Annotated in this window: 12 protein-coding genes; all 12 read left to right on the top strand. The window is 68.6% G+C overall.

What is annotated here, in order from left to right; genetic code table 11:
* The first annotated feature begins 6 nt into the window (after window positions 1-6).
* Window positions 7-612: an NADH-quinone oxidoreductase subunit C gene (locus ACIBEJ_RS19300; protein ID WP_397184331.1), complete on the top strand. Its 606-nt coding sequence runs from the start codon at window positions 7-9 to the stop codon at window positions 610-612.
* Window positions 609-1,934 (top strand): NADH-quinone oxidoreductase subunit D, encoded by a 1,326-nt coding sequence (locus tag ACIBEJ_RS19295; RefSeq protein WP_397184086.1) that lies wholly within the window; start codon window positions 609-611, stop codon window positions 1,932-1,934. The genes ACIBEJ_RS19300 and ACIBEJ_RS19295 overlap by 4 nt, the downstream gene beginning before the upstream one ends.
* Window positions 1,931-2,587 carry an NADH-quinone oxidoreductase subunit NuoE gene (nuoE, locus tag ACIBEJ_RS19290; protein WP_397184085.1) on the top strand — a complete coding sequence of 219 codons (657 nt, stop codon included), beginning with the start codon at window positions 1,931-1,933 and terminating at the stop codon, window positions 2,585-2,587. The genes ACIBEJ_RS19295 and nuoE overlap by 4 nt, the downstream gene beginning before the upstream one ends.
* Complete coding sequence (nuoF, locus tag ACIBEJ_RS19285; RefSeq protein WP_397184084.1) at window positions 2,584-3,873, top strand: NADH-quinone oxidoreductase subunit NuoF; 1,290 nt, start codon at window positions 2,584-2,586, stop codon at window positions 3,871-3,873. Before nuoE ends, nuoF begins: the two co-directional genes overlap by 4 nt.
* A 23-nt stretch (window positions 3,874-3,896) precedes the next feature.
* A complete protein-coding gene (locus ACIBEJ_RS19280; protein ID WP_397184330.1) occupies window positions 3,897-6,245 on the top strand; it encodes an NADH-quinone oxidoreductase subunit G in 2,349 nt (782 codons plus the stop codon).
* The gene (gene nuoH / locus ACIBEJ_RS19275; protein ID WP_397184083.1) at window positions 6,242-7,579 is read left to right on the top strand and encodes an NADH-quinone oxidoreductase subunit NuoH; all 1,338 of its coding nucleotides are present in this window, start codon (window positions 6,242-6,244) and stop codon (window positions 7,577-7,579) included. Before ACIBEJ_RS19280 ends, nuoH begins: the two co-directional genes overlap by 4 nt.
* Complete coding sequence (nuoI, locus tag ACIBEJ_RS19270; protein ID WP_397184082.1) at window positions 7,566-8,081, top strand: NADH-quinone oxidoreductase subunit NuoI; 516 nt, start codon at window positions 7,566-7,568, stop codon at window positions 8,079-8,081. The genes nuoH and nuoI overlap by 14 nt, the downstream gene beginning before the upstream one ends.
* Window positions 8,074-8,838 (top strand): NADH-quinone oxidoreductase subunit J, encoded by a 765-nt coding sequence (locus tag ACIBEJ_RS19265; RefSeq protein WP_397184081.1) that lies wholly within the window; start codon window positions 8,074-8,076, stop codon window positions 8,836-8,838. The genes nuoI and ACIBEJ_RS19265 overlap by 8 nt, the downstream gene beginning before the upstream one ends.
* Window positions 8,835-9,131: an NADH-quinone oxidoreductase subunit NuoK gene (gene nuoK / locus ACIBEJ_RS19260; protein WP_397184080.1), complete on the top strand. Its 297-nt coding sequence runs from the start codon at window positions 8,835-8,837 to the stop codon at window positions 9,129-9,131. Before ACIBEJ_RS19265 ends, nuoK begins: the two co-directional genes overlap by 4 nt.
* 70 nt (window positions 9,132-9,201) lie before the next feature.
* On the top strand, window positions 9,202-11,046 hold the full coding sequence (gene nuoL, locus ACIBEJ_RS19255; protein WP_397184329.1) for an NADH-quinone oxidoreductase subunit L: 1,845 nt from the start codon (window positions 9,202-9,204) through the stop codon (window positions 11,044-11,046).
* A complete protein-coding gene (locus ACIBEJ_RS19250) occupies window positions 11,046-12,605 on the top strand; it encodes an NADH-quinone oxidoreductase subunit M (protein ID WP_397184079.1) in 1,560 nt (519 codons plus the stop codon). Before nuoL ends, ACIBEJ_RS19250 begins: the two co-directional genes overlap by 1 nt.
* Window positions 12,602-14,185: an NADH-quinone oxidoreductase subunit NuoN gene (gene nuoN, locus ACIBEJ_RS19245; protein ID WP_397184078.1), complete on the top strand. Its 1,584-nt coding sequence runs from the start codon at window positions 12,602-12,604 to the stop codon at window positions 14,183-14,185. Before ACIBEJ_RS19250 ends, nuoN begins: the two co-directional genes overlap by 4 nt.
* Window positions 14,186-14,191 lie beyond the last annotated feature (6 nt).

Genomic DNA, 14,191 nt, shown 5'->3' with positions numbered 1-14,191 from the left:
CAGGGCATGTTCGGCGCCCACGACACGGGAGACACCTCGGGCTACGGCGGCCTCGTCGTACGGCGGGCCCCCCAGCTTTCCACCCCCCGCCCCTACGGCGGCTACTTCGACGCCCTGGTCGACACCCTCGACCTGGACGACGCCATCGAGCGCGTGGTCGTCGACCGGGGCGAGCTGACCCTCCACGTCAAGCGCGAGCGCCTGGTGGAGGTCCTGCGCAAGCTGCGCGACGACGCCGACCTGCGCTTCGAGCTGTCGCTCGGCGTGACCGGCGTGCACTACCCGCACCTTCAGGGCGAGGAACTGCACTCGGTCATCCACCTGGCCTCGATCACCCACAACACGCGGGTGCGCGTCGAGACCTCCGCGCCGGACGCCGACCCGCACATCCCGTCGTCGGTCGCCGTCTACCCGACGCACGACTGGCACGAGCGCGAGGCGTACGACTTCTTCGGCATCGTCTACGACGGCCACCCCGCGCTGACGCGGATCATGATGCCCGACGACTGGGACGGCCACCCGCAGCGCAAGGACTACCCGCTGGGCGGCATCCCGGTCGAATACCGCGGCGCCACGATCCCCGCGCCTGACGAGAGGAGGTCGTACTCATGAGCACCGGCTACGACGAGGCGACCGAGGGCAAGGTCTACTCGGTCAGCGGCGGCGACTGGGACGAGGTCGTCACCAGCGCGCGCGACTCCGAGGAAGAGCGCCTGGTCGTCAACATGGGCCCGCAGCACCCGTCCACGCACGGCGTGCTCCGGCTGGTCCTGACCCTCGACGGTGAGACGGTCACCGAGGCGCGCGGCGTCATCGGCTACCTGCACACCGGCATCGAGAAGAACATGGAATACCGGACGTGGACCCAGGGGACCACGTTCGTGACCCGCATGGACTACCTCGCGCCGATCTTCAACGAGACCGCCTACTGCATGGGCGTGGAGAAGCTGCTCGGCATCACCGACCAGGTCCCCGAGCGGGCCCAGGCCATCCGCGTGATGATGATGGAGCTCAACCGCATCGCCTCGCACCTGGTCGCGATGGGCACGTTCGGCATGGAGCTGGGCGCGACCACGCCGTTCCTGTTCGGCTACCGTGACCGCGAGCTGGTCATGGACCTGTTCGAGTACATCACCGGCCTGCGCATGAACCACGCCTACGTACGGCCCGGCGGCGTCAGCGTCGACCTGCCCGCGGGCGCCGTGGACAAGGTGGGCGAGTTCCTCAAGGAGATGCCCAAGCGGATCAAGGACGTCCGCAAGCTCCTCGACGAGAACCCCGTCTACGTCCGCCGCACCAGGGACGTCGGCTACCTCGACCTGACCGGCTGCATGGCGCTGGGCGTCACCGGTCCGATCCTGCGCGCCGCCGGCCTGCCCTGGGACCTGCGCAAGTCGCAGCCCTACAGCGGCTACGAGACCTACGACTTCGAGGTCGCCACCGAGCGCGGCTGCGACGTCTACTCCCGCTATCTGGTGCGCATGAAGGAGATGGAGGAGTCCCTCAAGATCATCGAGCAGGCCCTGGACCGGATCGCCGGCCCGCTCAAGGGCAAGCCCGTGATGGTCGAGGACAAGAAGATCGGCTGGCCGGCGCAGCTCGCGCTGGGCCCCGACGGCTTCGGCAACTCTCCCGACCACATCGCGCACATCATGAGCAGCTCCATGGAAGCCCTGATCCACCACTTCAAGCTGGTGACCGAGGGCTTCAGGGTGCCGGCCGGGCAGGCGTACGCCGCGATCGAGTCGCCCAAGGGCGAGCTGGGCGCGTACGTGGTCAGCGACGGTGGCACCCGGCCTTACCGCGTGCACTTCCGCGAGCCCTCCTTCACGAACCTGCAGGCCTTCCCCGCCATGACGGAAGGCGGCCAGGTCGCCGACGTGATCGCCGCGGTGGCTTCTATCGACCCGGTTATGGGAGGTGTTGACCGGTGAGCTATTCACCGGAGGTCCGCGAGCGTCTTGAGCGGGACGCGAAGGAGATCATCGGGCGTTACCCGAAGACTCGTTCCGCGCTGCTGCCCCTGCTGCACCTGGTGCAGTCGGAGGAGGGCTACGTCTCCGACGACGGTCACGAGTTCTGCGCGGAGATCCTGGGCCTGAGCAAGGCCGAAGTGGTGGGCGTCTCGACGTTCTACACGATGTACAAGCGCCGGCCCGCCGGAGACTTCCACGTCGGCGTCTGCATCAACTCCCTGTGCGCCGTCATGGGCGGCGACCAGATCTGGGAGGAGCTGTCGGAGCACGTCGGCGTCGGTCACGACGAGGCGACCGCCGACGGCAGGGTCTCGCTGGAGCGCATCGAGTGCAACGCGGCCTGCGACTTCGCCCCGGTCATGATGGTCAACTGGGAGTTCTTCGACAACCAGACGCCAGAGTCGGCCAAGCAGCTCGTCGACGACCTGCGTGACGGCAAGAGCGTCTCGCCCACCCGCGGCCCGAAGAAGCTCTGCACCTTCAAGGAGGCCTCGCGCGTGCTCGCCGGGCTGCCCGACGAGCTGGCGGGCGACGGCCCCGCGGCCGCCGGCGCCTCGCTGGAGGGCCTCAAGGTCGCCAAGGCCAACGGATGGAAGGCCCCCGAGGCATGAGCACAACTCTCACGCCGGTCCTGACCGCCAACTGGGACCAGCCCAACTCCTTCACGCTTGAGGGCTACGGCCCCTACGACGCGGCGAAGAAGGCCCTGGGCATGGACCCCGACGCGGTCATCCAGGCGGTCAAGGACTCCGGCCTGCGCGGCCGCGGCGGCGCGGGCTTCCCCACCGGCATGAAGTGGGGCTTCATCCCGCAGGGCGACGGCAAGCCGCACTACCTCGTGGTCAACGCCGACGAGTCGGAGCCGGGCACCTGCAAGGACATCCCGCTGATGATGGCCAACCCGCACTCGCTGGTCGAGGGCATCATCATCACGTCCTACGCGATCCGCGCCAACCACGCCTTCATCTACGTGCGCGGCGAGGTGCTCCACGTCATCCGCAGGCTGCACGCGGCCGTGCGCGAGGCGTACGAGAAGGGTTACCTCGGCAAGGACGTCTTCGGCTCCGGCTACGACCTCGACCTGGTCGTGCACGCCGGCGCGGGGGCGTACATCTGCGGCGAGGAGACGGCGCTGCTCGACTCGCTCGAAGGGCGTCGCGGTCAACCTCGGCTCAAGCCCCCGTTCCCGGCCGTGGCGGGCCTGTACGCCTCGCCGACTGTCGTGAACAACGTGGAGTCGATCGCCAGTGTTCCCTCGATCGTCACCAACGGCGCCGACTGGTTCGCCGGGATGGGAACGGAGAAGTCGAAGGGCTTCGGCATCTTCTCGCTGAGCGGGCACGTCACGCGGCCCGGCCAGTACGAGGCGCCGCTGGGCATCACGCTGCGCGAACTGCTCGACATGGCCGGCGGCATCAGGGCCGGCCACGAGATCAAGTTCTGGACCCCGGGCGGCTCCTCGACGCCGATCTTCACCGCCGAGCACCTGGACGTGCCGCTCGACTTCGAGCAGGTGGGCCTCAAGGGCTCGATGCTCGGCACCCGCGCGCTGCAGATCTTCGACGAGACCACCTGTGTGGTACGCGCCGTGCTGCGCTGGACCGAGTTCTACGCCCACGAGTCCTGCGGCAAGTGCACGCCCTGCCGCGAGGGCACCTACTGGCTCAAGCAGGTGCTCAGGCGCCTGGAGGCCGGTCAGGGCACCGAGGAGGACCTGGCCACGATCACCGACATCGCGGACAACATCCTCGGCCGGTCCTTCTGCGCCCTGGGCGACGGCGCGGCCAGCCCGATCCACTCGTCGGTGAAGTACTTCCGCGACGAGTACCTCAAGCACTTCGAGGTCGGCGGCTGCCCGTTCGACGCGAAGAAGTCCACTGTCTGGGGTGACCAGTGACGACCACCGCTGTAGAAACCTCCCTGGTGACCCTGAGCATCGACGGCTTCCAGGTCAGCGTCCCCAAGGGCACCCTGATCATCAGGGCCGCCGAGCTGCTGGGCATCCAGATCCCCAGGTTCTGCGACCACCCGCTGCTCGACCCGGCGGCCAACTGCCGCCAGTGCCTGGTCGACATCCCCGACGCCGGCAACGGCCGCGGCTTCCCCAAGCCGCAGCCCTCCTGCGCGATCGAGGTCGCCGAGGGCATGGTCGTGCAGACCCAGCTCACCTCGCCGGTGGCCGAGAAGGCGCAGCGGGCGGCCATGGAGTTCCTGCTCCTCAACCACCCGCTCGACTGCCCGGTCTGCGACAAGGGCGGCGAGTGCCCCCTGCAGAACCAGGCGATGTCCAACGGCCAGGGCGAGTCCCGCTTCCACGAGCACAAGCGGACCTTCCCCAAGCCGCTGCCGCTCTCGACGCAGGTGCTGCTCGACCGCGAGCGCTGCGTGCAGTGCGCGCGCTGCATCCGCTTCTCCGACCAGATCGCGGGCGACCCGTTCATCGACTTCTTCGAGCGCGGGGCCAAGGAGCAGGTACGGGTGGCCGACGGCCAGCCGTTCGAGTCCTACTTCTCCGGCAACACCGTCCAGATCTGCCCGGTGGGCGCGCTGACCGGCGCCGCGTACCGCTTCCGGGCCCGGCCGTTCGACCTGGTCTCGACGCCGAGCGTCTGCGAGCACTGCGCCTCGGGGTGCGCCCAGCGCACCGACCACCGCCGCGGCCGGGTCACCCGCCGTCTGGCCGGTGACGAGCCGCTGGTCAACGAGGAGTGGAACTGCGACAAGGGCCGCTGGGCGTTCACCTACGCCACGCAGCCCGACCGGCTGAAGACGCCGCTGGTCCGCAACGAGGAGGGCGTGCTCGTCCCGGCCTCCTGGCCCGAGGCGCTGGCCGTCGCGGCCCAGGGCCTGGCCGCCGCCCGCGGCAGGACCGGTGTGCTGCTCGGCGGCAGGCTGACCGTCGAGGACGCCTACGCCTACTCCAAGTTCGCCAGGCTCGCGCTCGGCACCAATGACATCGACTTCCGCGCCAGGCCGCACTCGGCGGAGGAGACGCAGTTCCTCGCCCACGCCGTCGCCGGCAAGGGCATCGAGGTCTCCTACACCGACCTGGAGAAGGCCCCGGCCGTCGTCCTGGTCGGCTTCGAGCCCGAGGACGAGTCGCCGATCGTCTTCCTGCGCCTGCGCAAGGCGTGGATGAAGCACGGACTCAAGGTCACCTCGATCGCGCCGTTCGCCGCCAAGGGCCTGGCCAAGATGGGCGGCACGCTCATCCGCACCGCGCCGGGCGCCGAGGCCGAGGCCATCGGCGACCTCATCGGCACGCTGGCCGAGGGCACGATCGTGCTCGCCGGCGAGCGGCTCGCCACCGCCCCCGGCGCGCTGTCGGCTCTGGTACGGCTGAGCGCCGCCACCGGCGCCAGGGTCGCCTGGGTCCCGCGCAGGGCGGGCGAGCGGGGCGCCATCGAGGCCGGCGCGCTGCCGAACCTGCTGCCGATCGGCCGCCCGGTCGAGGACGAGAGCGCCAGGGCGGAGATCGCCAGGGCGTGGGACGTCGCCTCGCTGCCGGCCACTCCCGGCCGCGACACCGACGGCATCCTGGCCGCCGCCAGGGCCGAGGAGATCGACGCGCTGGTGATCGCCGGCGTCGACCCCTACGACCTGGCCGACCCGGCCGCCGCGCTGGCCGCGCTGGAGAACACGCCGTTCATCGTCAGCCTGGAGATCCGCGCCAGCGCCGTCACCGACCGCGCCGACGTGGTGCTGCCGGTCGCGGCCGTGCAGGAGAAGTCCGGCACGTTCGTCAACTGGGAGGGCCGCGGCCGCTCGTTCGAGGCGCCCATCAAGGTGCCCGGCCTGCAGAGCGATCTCCACGTGATCGGCAACCTGGCCGACCGCATGGACGTGCACCTGGGCCTGCCCGACGCCAAGGCCGCCCGCCGCGAGCTCGGCGCGGTCGGCGCCTGGCGCGGCAGCCACGTGGCCGCGCCCAACGCCGCCGGTGGCGCCGGGGGCGTCCCGCAGGCGGGCCAGGCGCTGCTGGCGACCTGGCACCTGCTCCTCGACGACGGCCGCATGCAGGACGGCGAGCCCTACCTCGCGGGCACCTCGCGCGCGGCGGAGGCGCTGGTCTCCGAGGGCACCGCCGCCGAGATCGGCGTGGGCGAGGGCGACAAGCTCGTCATCGGCGACGCGATCACGCTGCCGGTGCGCATCGCCGCACTGCCCGACCGCGTGGTGTGGGTGCCGGCGAACTCCGGCGGCAGCTCGGTCACCCGCGACCTGCGCGCGGTGTCGGGCGACATCGTCACGATCGGGAGCGCCTCATGATCCTCCTCGCCACAGAACCGACCCTTGCCGACTTCGGCAAGGATCCGCTCTGGATCACCATCGTCAAGGCGGTGCTGCTCTTCGCCTTCCTGATGCTGGGCATCCTGTTCGGCGTCTGGTACGAGCGCAAGCTCATCTCCAAGCTGCAGAACCGGATCGGCCCCAACCGGGCCGGCAAGTTCGGCCTGCTGCAGTCGGTGGCCGACGGCCTGAAGATGGGCCTGAAGGAGGACCTGTTCCCGAACACGGTGGACAAGACCCTCTACCTGCTCGCTCCGGTCATCATGGTGATCCCGGCCTTCCTGGCCTTCTCGATCACGCCGTTCGCCGGCATGGTCAACCTGTTCGGGGTCCAGACGCCGCTGCAGCTCGTGGACCTTCCGGTCGCGGTGCTGTTCATGCTGGCCATGGGCGCCATCTCGGTCTACGGGGTGGTGCTCGCCGGGTGGTCGTCACGCTCGCCGTACGCGCTGCTGGGTGGTCTGCGGAGCGCGGCGCAGGTGGTCTCCTACGAGATCGCCATGGGCCTGTCCTTCGTCGGCGTGTTCCTGTTCGCCGGGACGCTGTCCACCTCGGAGATCGTCAAGGCGCAGGCCACGGGCGGGGAGTTCTTCGGCATCCCGATGCCGTCCTGGTACGTGGTCCTGCTGCTGCCGTCCTTCCTGATCTTCGTGATCTGCGGCTTCGGCGAGGCCGCCCGCATCCCGTTCGACCTGCCCGAGGGCGAGGGCGAGCTGGTCGGCGGCTTCCAGACCGAGTACTCCTCCTCGCTGAAGTTCGCCCTGATCATGATGGGCGAGTACCTGCACACGTTCACCGCGTCGGCGATGGCGATCACGCTCTTCCTCGGCGGCTGGCAGGCTCCCTTCGGACTGCCGGACGAAGGCTGGTGGGGACTGCTCTGGTTCTTCATCAAGTTCGTCCTGGTCTTCTCCTTCGTGGTCTGGGTGCGCGCCTCGCTGCCGCGCGTCCGCTACGACCAGCTCATGTCGCTGGGCTGGAAGGTCCTCATCCCGCTGAACCTGGCGTGGATCATGCTCGTGGCCTCGGTCCGGGCGATCATGTACGTCAGGGAGGGACCAGGCTCCGGCTTCGAGGGAAGCATGGCGGTAGTCCTGACCATCGCGGCCATCGTGGTCGTCGGCGCGCTCGGCATCTGGGCCCGGTTCGACACGGTCAACCAGCGCCGCAAGGAGGCCGAGAAGGCCAAGGTCGCCGCCGAGTACGAGGAACTGGACCGCGAGCCGACCGCCGGTGGCTTCCCTGTGCCGCCGCTCGATCTGCCGCACTACCACGGGGTGCAGCACAAGGAGGTTCCAAGTGGGACTCACTGATTGGCTGAACCCCGTCAAGGGCTTCGGCGTCACCTTCCACACGATGTTCAAGAAGCCCGTTACGGTGAACTATCCGGAGGTGAAGCGGCCGACGGCCCCTCGCTTCCACGGTCGCCACCAGCTCAACCGCTGGCCCGACGGGCTGGAGAAGTGCGTCGGCTGCGAGCTGTGCGCATGGGCCTGTCCGGCCGACGCGATCTACGTCGAGGGCGCGGACAACACCGAGGAGGAGCGCTTCTCCCCGGGCGAGCGCTACGGCCGCACCTACCAGATCAACTATCTGCGGTGCATCCTGTGCGGTCTCTGCATCGAGGCTTGCCCGACTCGCGCGCTGACGATGACCAACGAGTACGAGCTGGCCGACACCAACCGTGAAAGCCTCATCTACACCAAGGAGATGCTGCTCGCCCCGTTGACGCAGGGCATGGAGCAGCCGCCGCACCCGATGCGGCTCGGTGAGACCGAAGAGGACTACTACCGGCTGGGACGGACCAATGGGTGAGCAAGTCACTTTCTGGGTGCTCGCCGTCGTGTCCGTGGCGGCCGCCCTGGGCGTGGTGTTCAGCCGCAAGGCGGTCTACTCCGCGCTGATGCTCGGCGGCGTGATGCTCTGCCTGTCGGTGCTGTACGCGGCGCAGGACGCGCCGTTCCTCGCCGCGGTGCAGATCATCGTCTACACCGGCGCCGTCATGATGCTGTTCCTGTTCGTGCTGATGCTGGTGGGCGTCGACTCCTCCGACTCCTTCGTGGAGACGCTGAAGGGCCAGCGCTTCTGGGCCGTGATCGCGGGGCTGGGCTTCGCCTCGCTGATCATCCTGGCCGTCGGCAACGCCGTCTTCGGCAACGCCAAGGGCCTGGCGGCCGCGACCGGCCAGGGCGGCTACATCCGCTCGCTGGCCGGGCAGATCTTCACCCGCCACGTGTTCGCCTTCGAGGTGACCTCGGCGCTGCTGATCACCGCCGCGCTCGGCGCGATGGTCCTCGCCCACCGCGAGCGGCTCGCCGCCAAGGCCACGCAGAAGGACCTCTCGCGGGCCCGCTTCCAGGGTGACCAGCCCTCGCCGCTGCCCGGCCCCGGCACCTACGCCAGGAGCAACGCCATCGACATGCCGGCGCTGCTGCCCGACGGCACGGTCTCGGAGAAGTCGGTCAACCGCTACATCGCGCGTTACGACGTCGAGCACGGCCACCTGCCCGCCGATCCGAAGCTCGCCGAGGCGATCAAGCACTCGGTCGAGGTCGAGGAGGAGTCGAAGTGACGACGCAGTACCTGATCCTCTCGGGGCTGATTTTCGCCATCGGCGCGCTCGGTGTGCTGATCAGGCGTAACGCGATCGTGGTGTTCATGTGCGTGGAGCTGATGCTCAACGCATGCAACCTCGCGTTCGTCACCTTCGCCAGACAGAACGGCAACCTGGAAGGCCAGGTCATCGCGTTCTTCGTGATGGTGGTGGCCGCGGCCGAGGTCGTGGTCGGTCTGGCCATCATCGTGACGATCTTCCGAACCCGCAGGTCGGCGTCCGTGGACGACGCGAACCTGCTGAAGTACTGAGGGGTGACTGGTGGATCCCGTTAAGATCGCCGATTTCGCCGGCAGCGGCGCGATCGGTGTGTCATGGCTGATGATCGCCCTGCCACTTCTCGGCGCCGCGATCCTGCTGGTCCTCGGCAGGGTCACGAACAAGTGGGGACACCTGCTGGGCGTGGCGATGTCGCTCGCCTCGTTCGTCGTGGCGGTGCTCGGGTTCGTGGAGTTGCTCGGGCTTCCCGAGGACGCGCGGCGGCAGGCCGTACACCTTTATGAGTTCATCCCCGGCATGGTCGACATGGGGCTGTTGATCGACCCGCTGTCGATCAGCTTCGCGCTGCTGATCACGGGTGTCGGATCGCTGATCCACATCTACTCGATCGGCTACATGGCGCACGACCCCGAGCGGCGCCGGTTCTTCGCCTACCTGAACCTGTTCGTCGCGGCGATGCTGCTGCTGGTGCTGTCCGACAACTACGTCGGGCTGTTCATCGGCTGGGAGGGCGTGGGTCTCGCGTCCTACCTGCTCATCGGGTTCTGGCAGTTCAAGCCGTCGGCGGCGGTCGCGGCGAAGAAGGCGTTCATCGTCAACCGCGTCGGCGACTTCGGCCTGCTGGTCGGCATGTTCATCATCTGGACCTCCTTCGGGACGCTGGCCTTCGGCGACCTGCAGGGCAAGGTGGGCGAGGCGTCCTCGGGCACGCTGACCGCGATCGGGCTCCTGCTGCTGCTCGGCGCGTGCGGCAAGTCGGCCCAGCTCCCGCTGCAGTCCTGGCTTCTGGACGCGATGGAGGGCCCGACCCCGGTCTCGGCCCTCATCCACGCCGCGACCATGGTCACCGCCGGCGTCTACCTGGTGGTCCGCTCGGGCGCGTTCTTCTTCCCGCTCGGCTCCACGGCGGCGCTGGCCGCGGCGATCGTCGGCTGTGCCACGCTGCTGGCCGGTGCGATCATCGGTTGCGCCAAGGACGACATCAAGAAGGGCCTCGCCGGTTCGACGATGTCGCAGATCGGCTACATGATGCTCGGCGCCGGCTTCGGCCCCGTCGGGTACGCCTTCGCGATCGGCCACCTGATCACGCACGGCTTCTTCAAGGCCGACATGTTCCTCGGCGCCGGCTCGGTCATGCACGCCATGAACGACGAGGTCGACATGCGCAAGTACGGCGCGCTGTTCGGCAAGATGAAGATCACCGCGGTCACCTTCATCATCGGTTACCTGGCGATCATCGGCTTCCCGCTGATGTCCGGCTTCTTCACGAAGGACGGCATCATCGAGACCGCCCTGCACCACAACCAGGTGCTCGGCTGGCTCGCGGTGCTCGGTGCCGGCCTGACCGGCTTCTACATGTCGCGCATGGTCTTCATGACCTTCTTCGGCAAGGCGCGCTGGGACAAGGACGCCCATCCGCACGAGTCGCCCGCGGTGATGACGGTCCCGCTGATGATTCTGTCGCTCGGCGCGATCTTCCTGGGCGGCTACCTGGTGCTCAACAACACGCTCTACAACTGGCTCTCGCCGGCTGTGGGCGCGGCCGCGGAGGCTCCCGAGTTCCACATCGTCAGCGGCCCCGGCGGCATCACGCTGGCGCTGGTCGCGGTCGGCGTGGCCATCGCGTGGTTCAAGTACGGCAGGGCCGAGGTCCCCGAGCTCGCCCCGCGCGGATCCTTCCTCACCGTCTTCGCCCGGCGTGACCTGTACGGCGACGCGCTCAACGAGTCGCTGTTCATGCGCCCCGGCCAGTGGCTGACCAGGATCGCCGTCTTCTTCGACAACCGCGGCGTCGACGGCCTGGTCAACGGGCTGGCGGCGGCGATCGGCGGAACCTCCGGCCGCATGCGGCGGCTGCAGACGGGCTTCGCCAGAACGTACGCGCTGTCCATCCTGTTCGGTGCGGCCCTCCTGGCCGGCGCCCTGCTCCTCGTTGGGAACATCTGATGTCACCCTGGCTCCCAATTCTCATGGCGGTGCCCGTGCTGGGCGCCGTCGTGGTGGCCCTGCTTCCCAAGGGCAGCGACAAGCTGGCCAAGCAGGTGACCCTGCTGGTCTCCCTGGTCGTCATGGTGCTGACGCTCGTCATGGCGGTGCAGTTCAGCCCGCGCGGCGACCGCTTCCAGTTCGTGGCCGAGTACAACTGGATCCCCAGCTTCGGGGTCAAGTTCGGCGTCGGCGTGGACGGCGTCGCCCTGGTGCTGATCGCCCTGTCCGTGGTGCTGGTGCCGATCGTGGTGCTGGCCTCGTGGAACGACGCCGACGGCGTCAAGACGGCGGACGGCACGGTCATCGCGCCGAAGCGGTCGGTCAAGACCTACTTCTCGCTGCTCCTGGTGCTGGAGACGATGATGATCGGCGTCTTCGCGGCGACCGACATCTTCCTCTTCTACATCTTCTTCGAAGCCATGCTGATCCCGATGTACTTCATGATCGGCTCCTACGGCGGCGCCCAGCGGTCCTACGCGGCCGTGAAGTTCCTGCTGTACTCGCTGTTCGGCGGCCTGCTCATGCTGGTCGCGGTCATCGGGCTGTACTTCGCGGCGGGCAAGGGCACGTTCATGTTCCCCGAGCTCGTCGGCGCCATCCAGGACCCGGCCACGCAGAAGTGGCTGTTCGCCGGATTCTTCATCGCCTTCGCGATCAAGGCGCCACTGGTGCCGGTGCACACGTGGCTGCCCGACGCGGCGGCCCAGGCTCCGGCGGGCGCCGCCGTACTGCTGGTGGGCGTGCTCGACAAGGTCGGCACGTTCGGGATGCTCCGCTTCTGCCTGGAGCTCTTCCCGGCGGCGGCCAAGGCGTTCACGATGCCGATCGTGGTGCTGGCGGTGATCAGCATCATCTACGGCGCGATCGTGGCCATCGGGCAGACGGACATGAAGCGCCTGATCGCCTACACCTCGATCTCGCACTTCGGCTTCATCGTCATGGGCGTCTTCGCGATGTCGCAGATCGCGCAGTCCGGCGCCGCCCTCTACATGGTCAACCACGGGTTCGCCACCGGCGCGCTGTTCCTGGTCGCGGGCTTCCTGATCGCCCGGCGCGGCTCGCCGTACATCGCGGACTACGGAGGCGTGCAGAAGGTTGCCCCGGTCCTGGCCGGGTTCTTCCTGGTCGCCGGTCTGGCGGGTCTGTCGCTGCCGGGTCTGTCGTCGTTCGTCAGCGAGTTCATGGTGATGATCGGCACGTACTCCAGCGAGGCGTTCGGGTCCGGCGCGCTCGCGGTGGCGGCGATCGTCTCCGCGGTCGCGGTCATCCTGGCCGCCGTCTACATCCTGTGGATGGTCCAGCGGGCGCTGAACGGCCCGACGGCCGAGTCGGTCAAGGGCTTCAAGGACCTCAACGTCCGCGAGGTCGTGGTGCTCGCCCCGCTCGTCGCCCTGATCATCGGCTTCGGCTTCTTCCCGAAGCCGCTGCTGGACGTGATCAACCCATCGGTGCAGCACACGCTCACCAACGTGGACGTCAAGAACCCCGCCATCGCTGAGAAGGGAGCCGGCGAGTGAACGGCTTCGAGGCGCCGACCATCGAGTACGGGCAGCTCGCGCCGCTGCTGCTCGTCTTCGGCGCGGCCACCATCGGCGTCCTGGTGGAGGCGTTCGCGCCGCGCTACCTGCGCAAGTCCATCCAGGTGCCGCTGTCGCTGCTGAGCCTGATCGGCGCGTTCGCGCTGGTCATCGTGCAGGTCGCCAGGGGTGGCGTGCCGACGACCGCCTCCGCCATGGGCGCGATCGCGGTGGACGGGCCTTCGCTGTTCATCTGGGGCGTCATCCTGGTGCTCTCGCTGGGCGCCGTGCTGATGGTCAACGACGACGGCCACTTCGTCGCTTCGGCGGCAGCCGTACCCGGGAGTGCGGAAGAGGAGGAGGCGGAGATCAGCGGTGGCGCGCACACCGAGGTCTACCCGCTGGTGCTCTTCGCCGTCGGCGGTATGCTGCTGTTCGCGGCCTCGCACGACCTGCTGGTGATGTTCGTGGCCCTTGAGGTCATGTCGCTGCCGCTGTACCTGCTGTGCGGGCTGGCCCGCCGGCGCCGCCTGCTGTCGCAGGAGGCGTCGCTGAAGTACTTCCTGCTCGGCGCGTTCTCCTCTGCCTTCTTCCTGTACGGCATGGCCATGATCTACGGCTACGCCGGCACGGTCAGCCTGCCCGGGATCAGCCAGGCGATGTCGACCGGCTCGCTCCTGGACCCGCTGCTGCTGCTCGGCTTCTCGCTGCTCGGCGTGGGCCTGCTCTTCAAGATCGGTGCGGCCCCCTTCCACGCGTGGAAGCCCGACGTCTACCAGGGCGCCCCGACGCCGGTCACCGCCCTGATGGCCTCCGGCACGCTGGTGGCGGCCATCGGCGCGGTCCTGCGGGTGTTCTGGGTGGCTTTGGGCAACCTGGACTGGGACTGGCGTCCGGTCATGTGGGTGGTCGCGGCGCTGACGATGATCGTGGGCGCGATCCTGGCGATCACGCAGACCGACATCAAGCGCATGCTCGCCTACTCCTCCATCGCGCACGCGGGCTTCCTGCTCATCGGCGTGATGGCGACGTTCGAGGCCGCGGAGAAGAACGCGACCTCGCTGTCGGCGATCCTGTTCTACCTGCTGGTCTACGGCTTCACCACCGTGGGCGCGTTCGCCGTGGTCACCATGGTGCGCGACCCCGGCGGCGAGGCGGGTCATCTGTCCCGCTGGGCCGGACTCGGCAAGCGATCTCCGCTGCTTGCCGGTGTGTTCGCTTTCTTCCTGCTGGCTTTCGCTGGTATCCCTCTGACCAGCGGGTTTTTCGGGAAGTACGCCGTGTTCGCGGCGGCCGTCAACAGCGGCGCACAGACCGGAGACTCGATGGGCGCGTGGATGACCGGCCTGGTCGTCGTGGGTGTCATCGCCTCGTCGATCGCGGCCTTCTTCTACGTCCGCGTCATCGTGCTGATGTTCTTCAGCGAGCCCGCCGCCGACGGCCCCACCGTGGTCGCGCCCAGCATGGGCACCGCGGTGGTCATCGGCGTCGCGCTGCTGGTTACGGTAGGAGTCGGGCTTTTCCCGCAGCCCGCACTCGACATCGCCAACCAGGCTGCGTCCGGCCTGTTCATCAGATAAGGGGTA

The sequence above is a fragment of the Nonomuraea sp. NPDC050790 genome (genome assembly GCF_044456745.1).
Classification (GTDB): Bacteria; Actinomycetota; Actinomycetes; order Streptosporangiales; family Streptosporangiaceae; genus Nonomuraea.
Note: the sequence above shows the minus strand (reverse complement) of the source record. Positions and strands in the feature narration are given on the sequence as shown.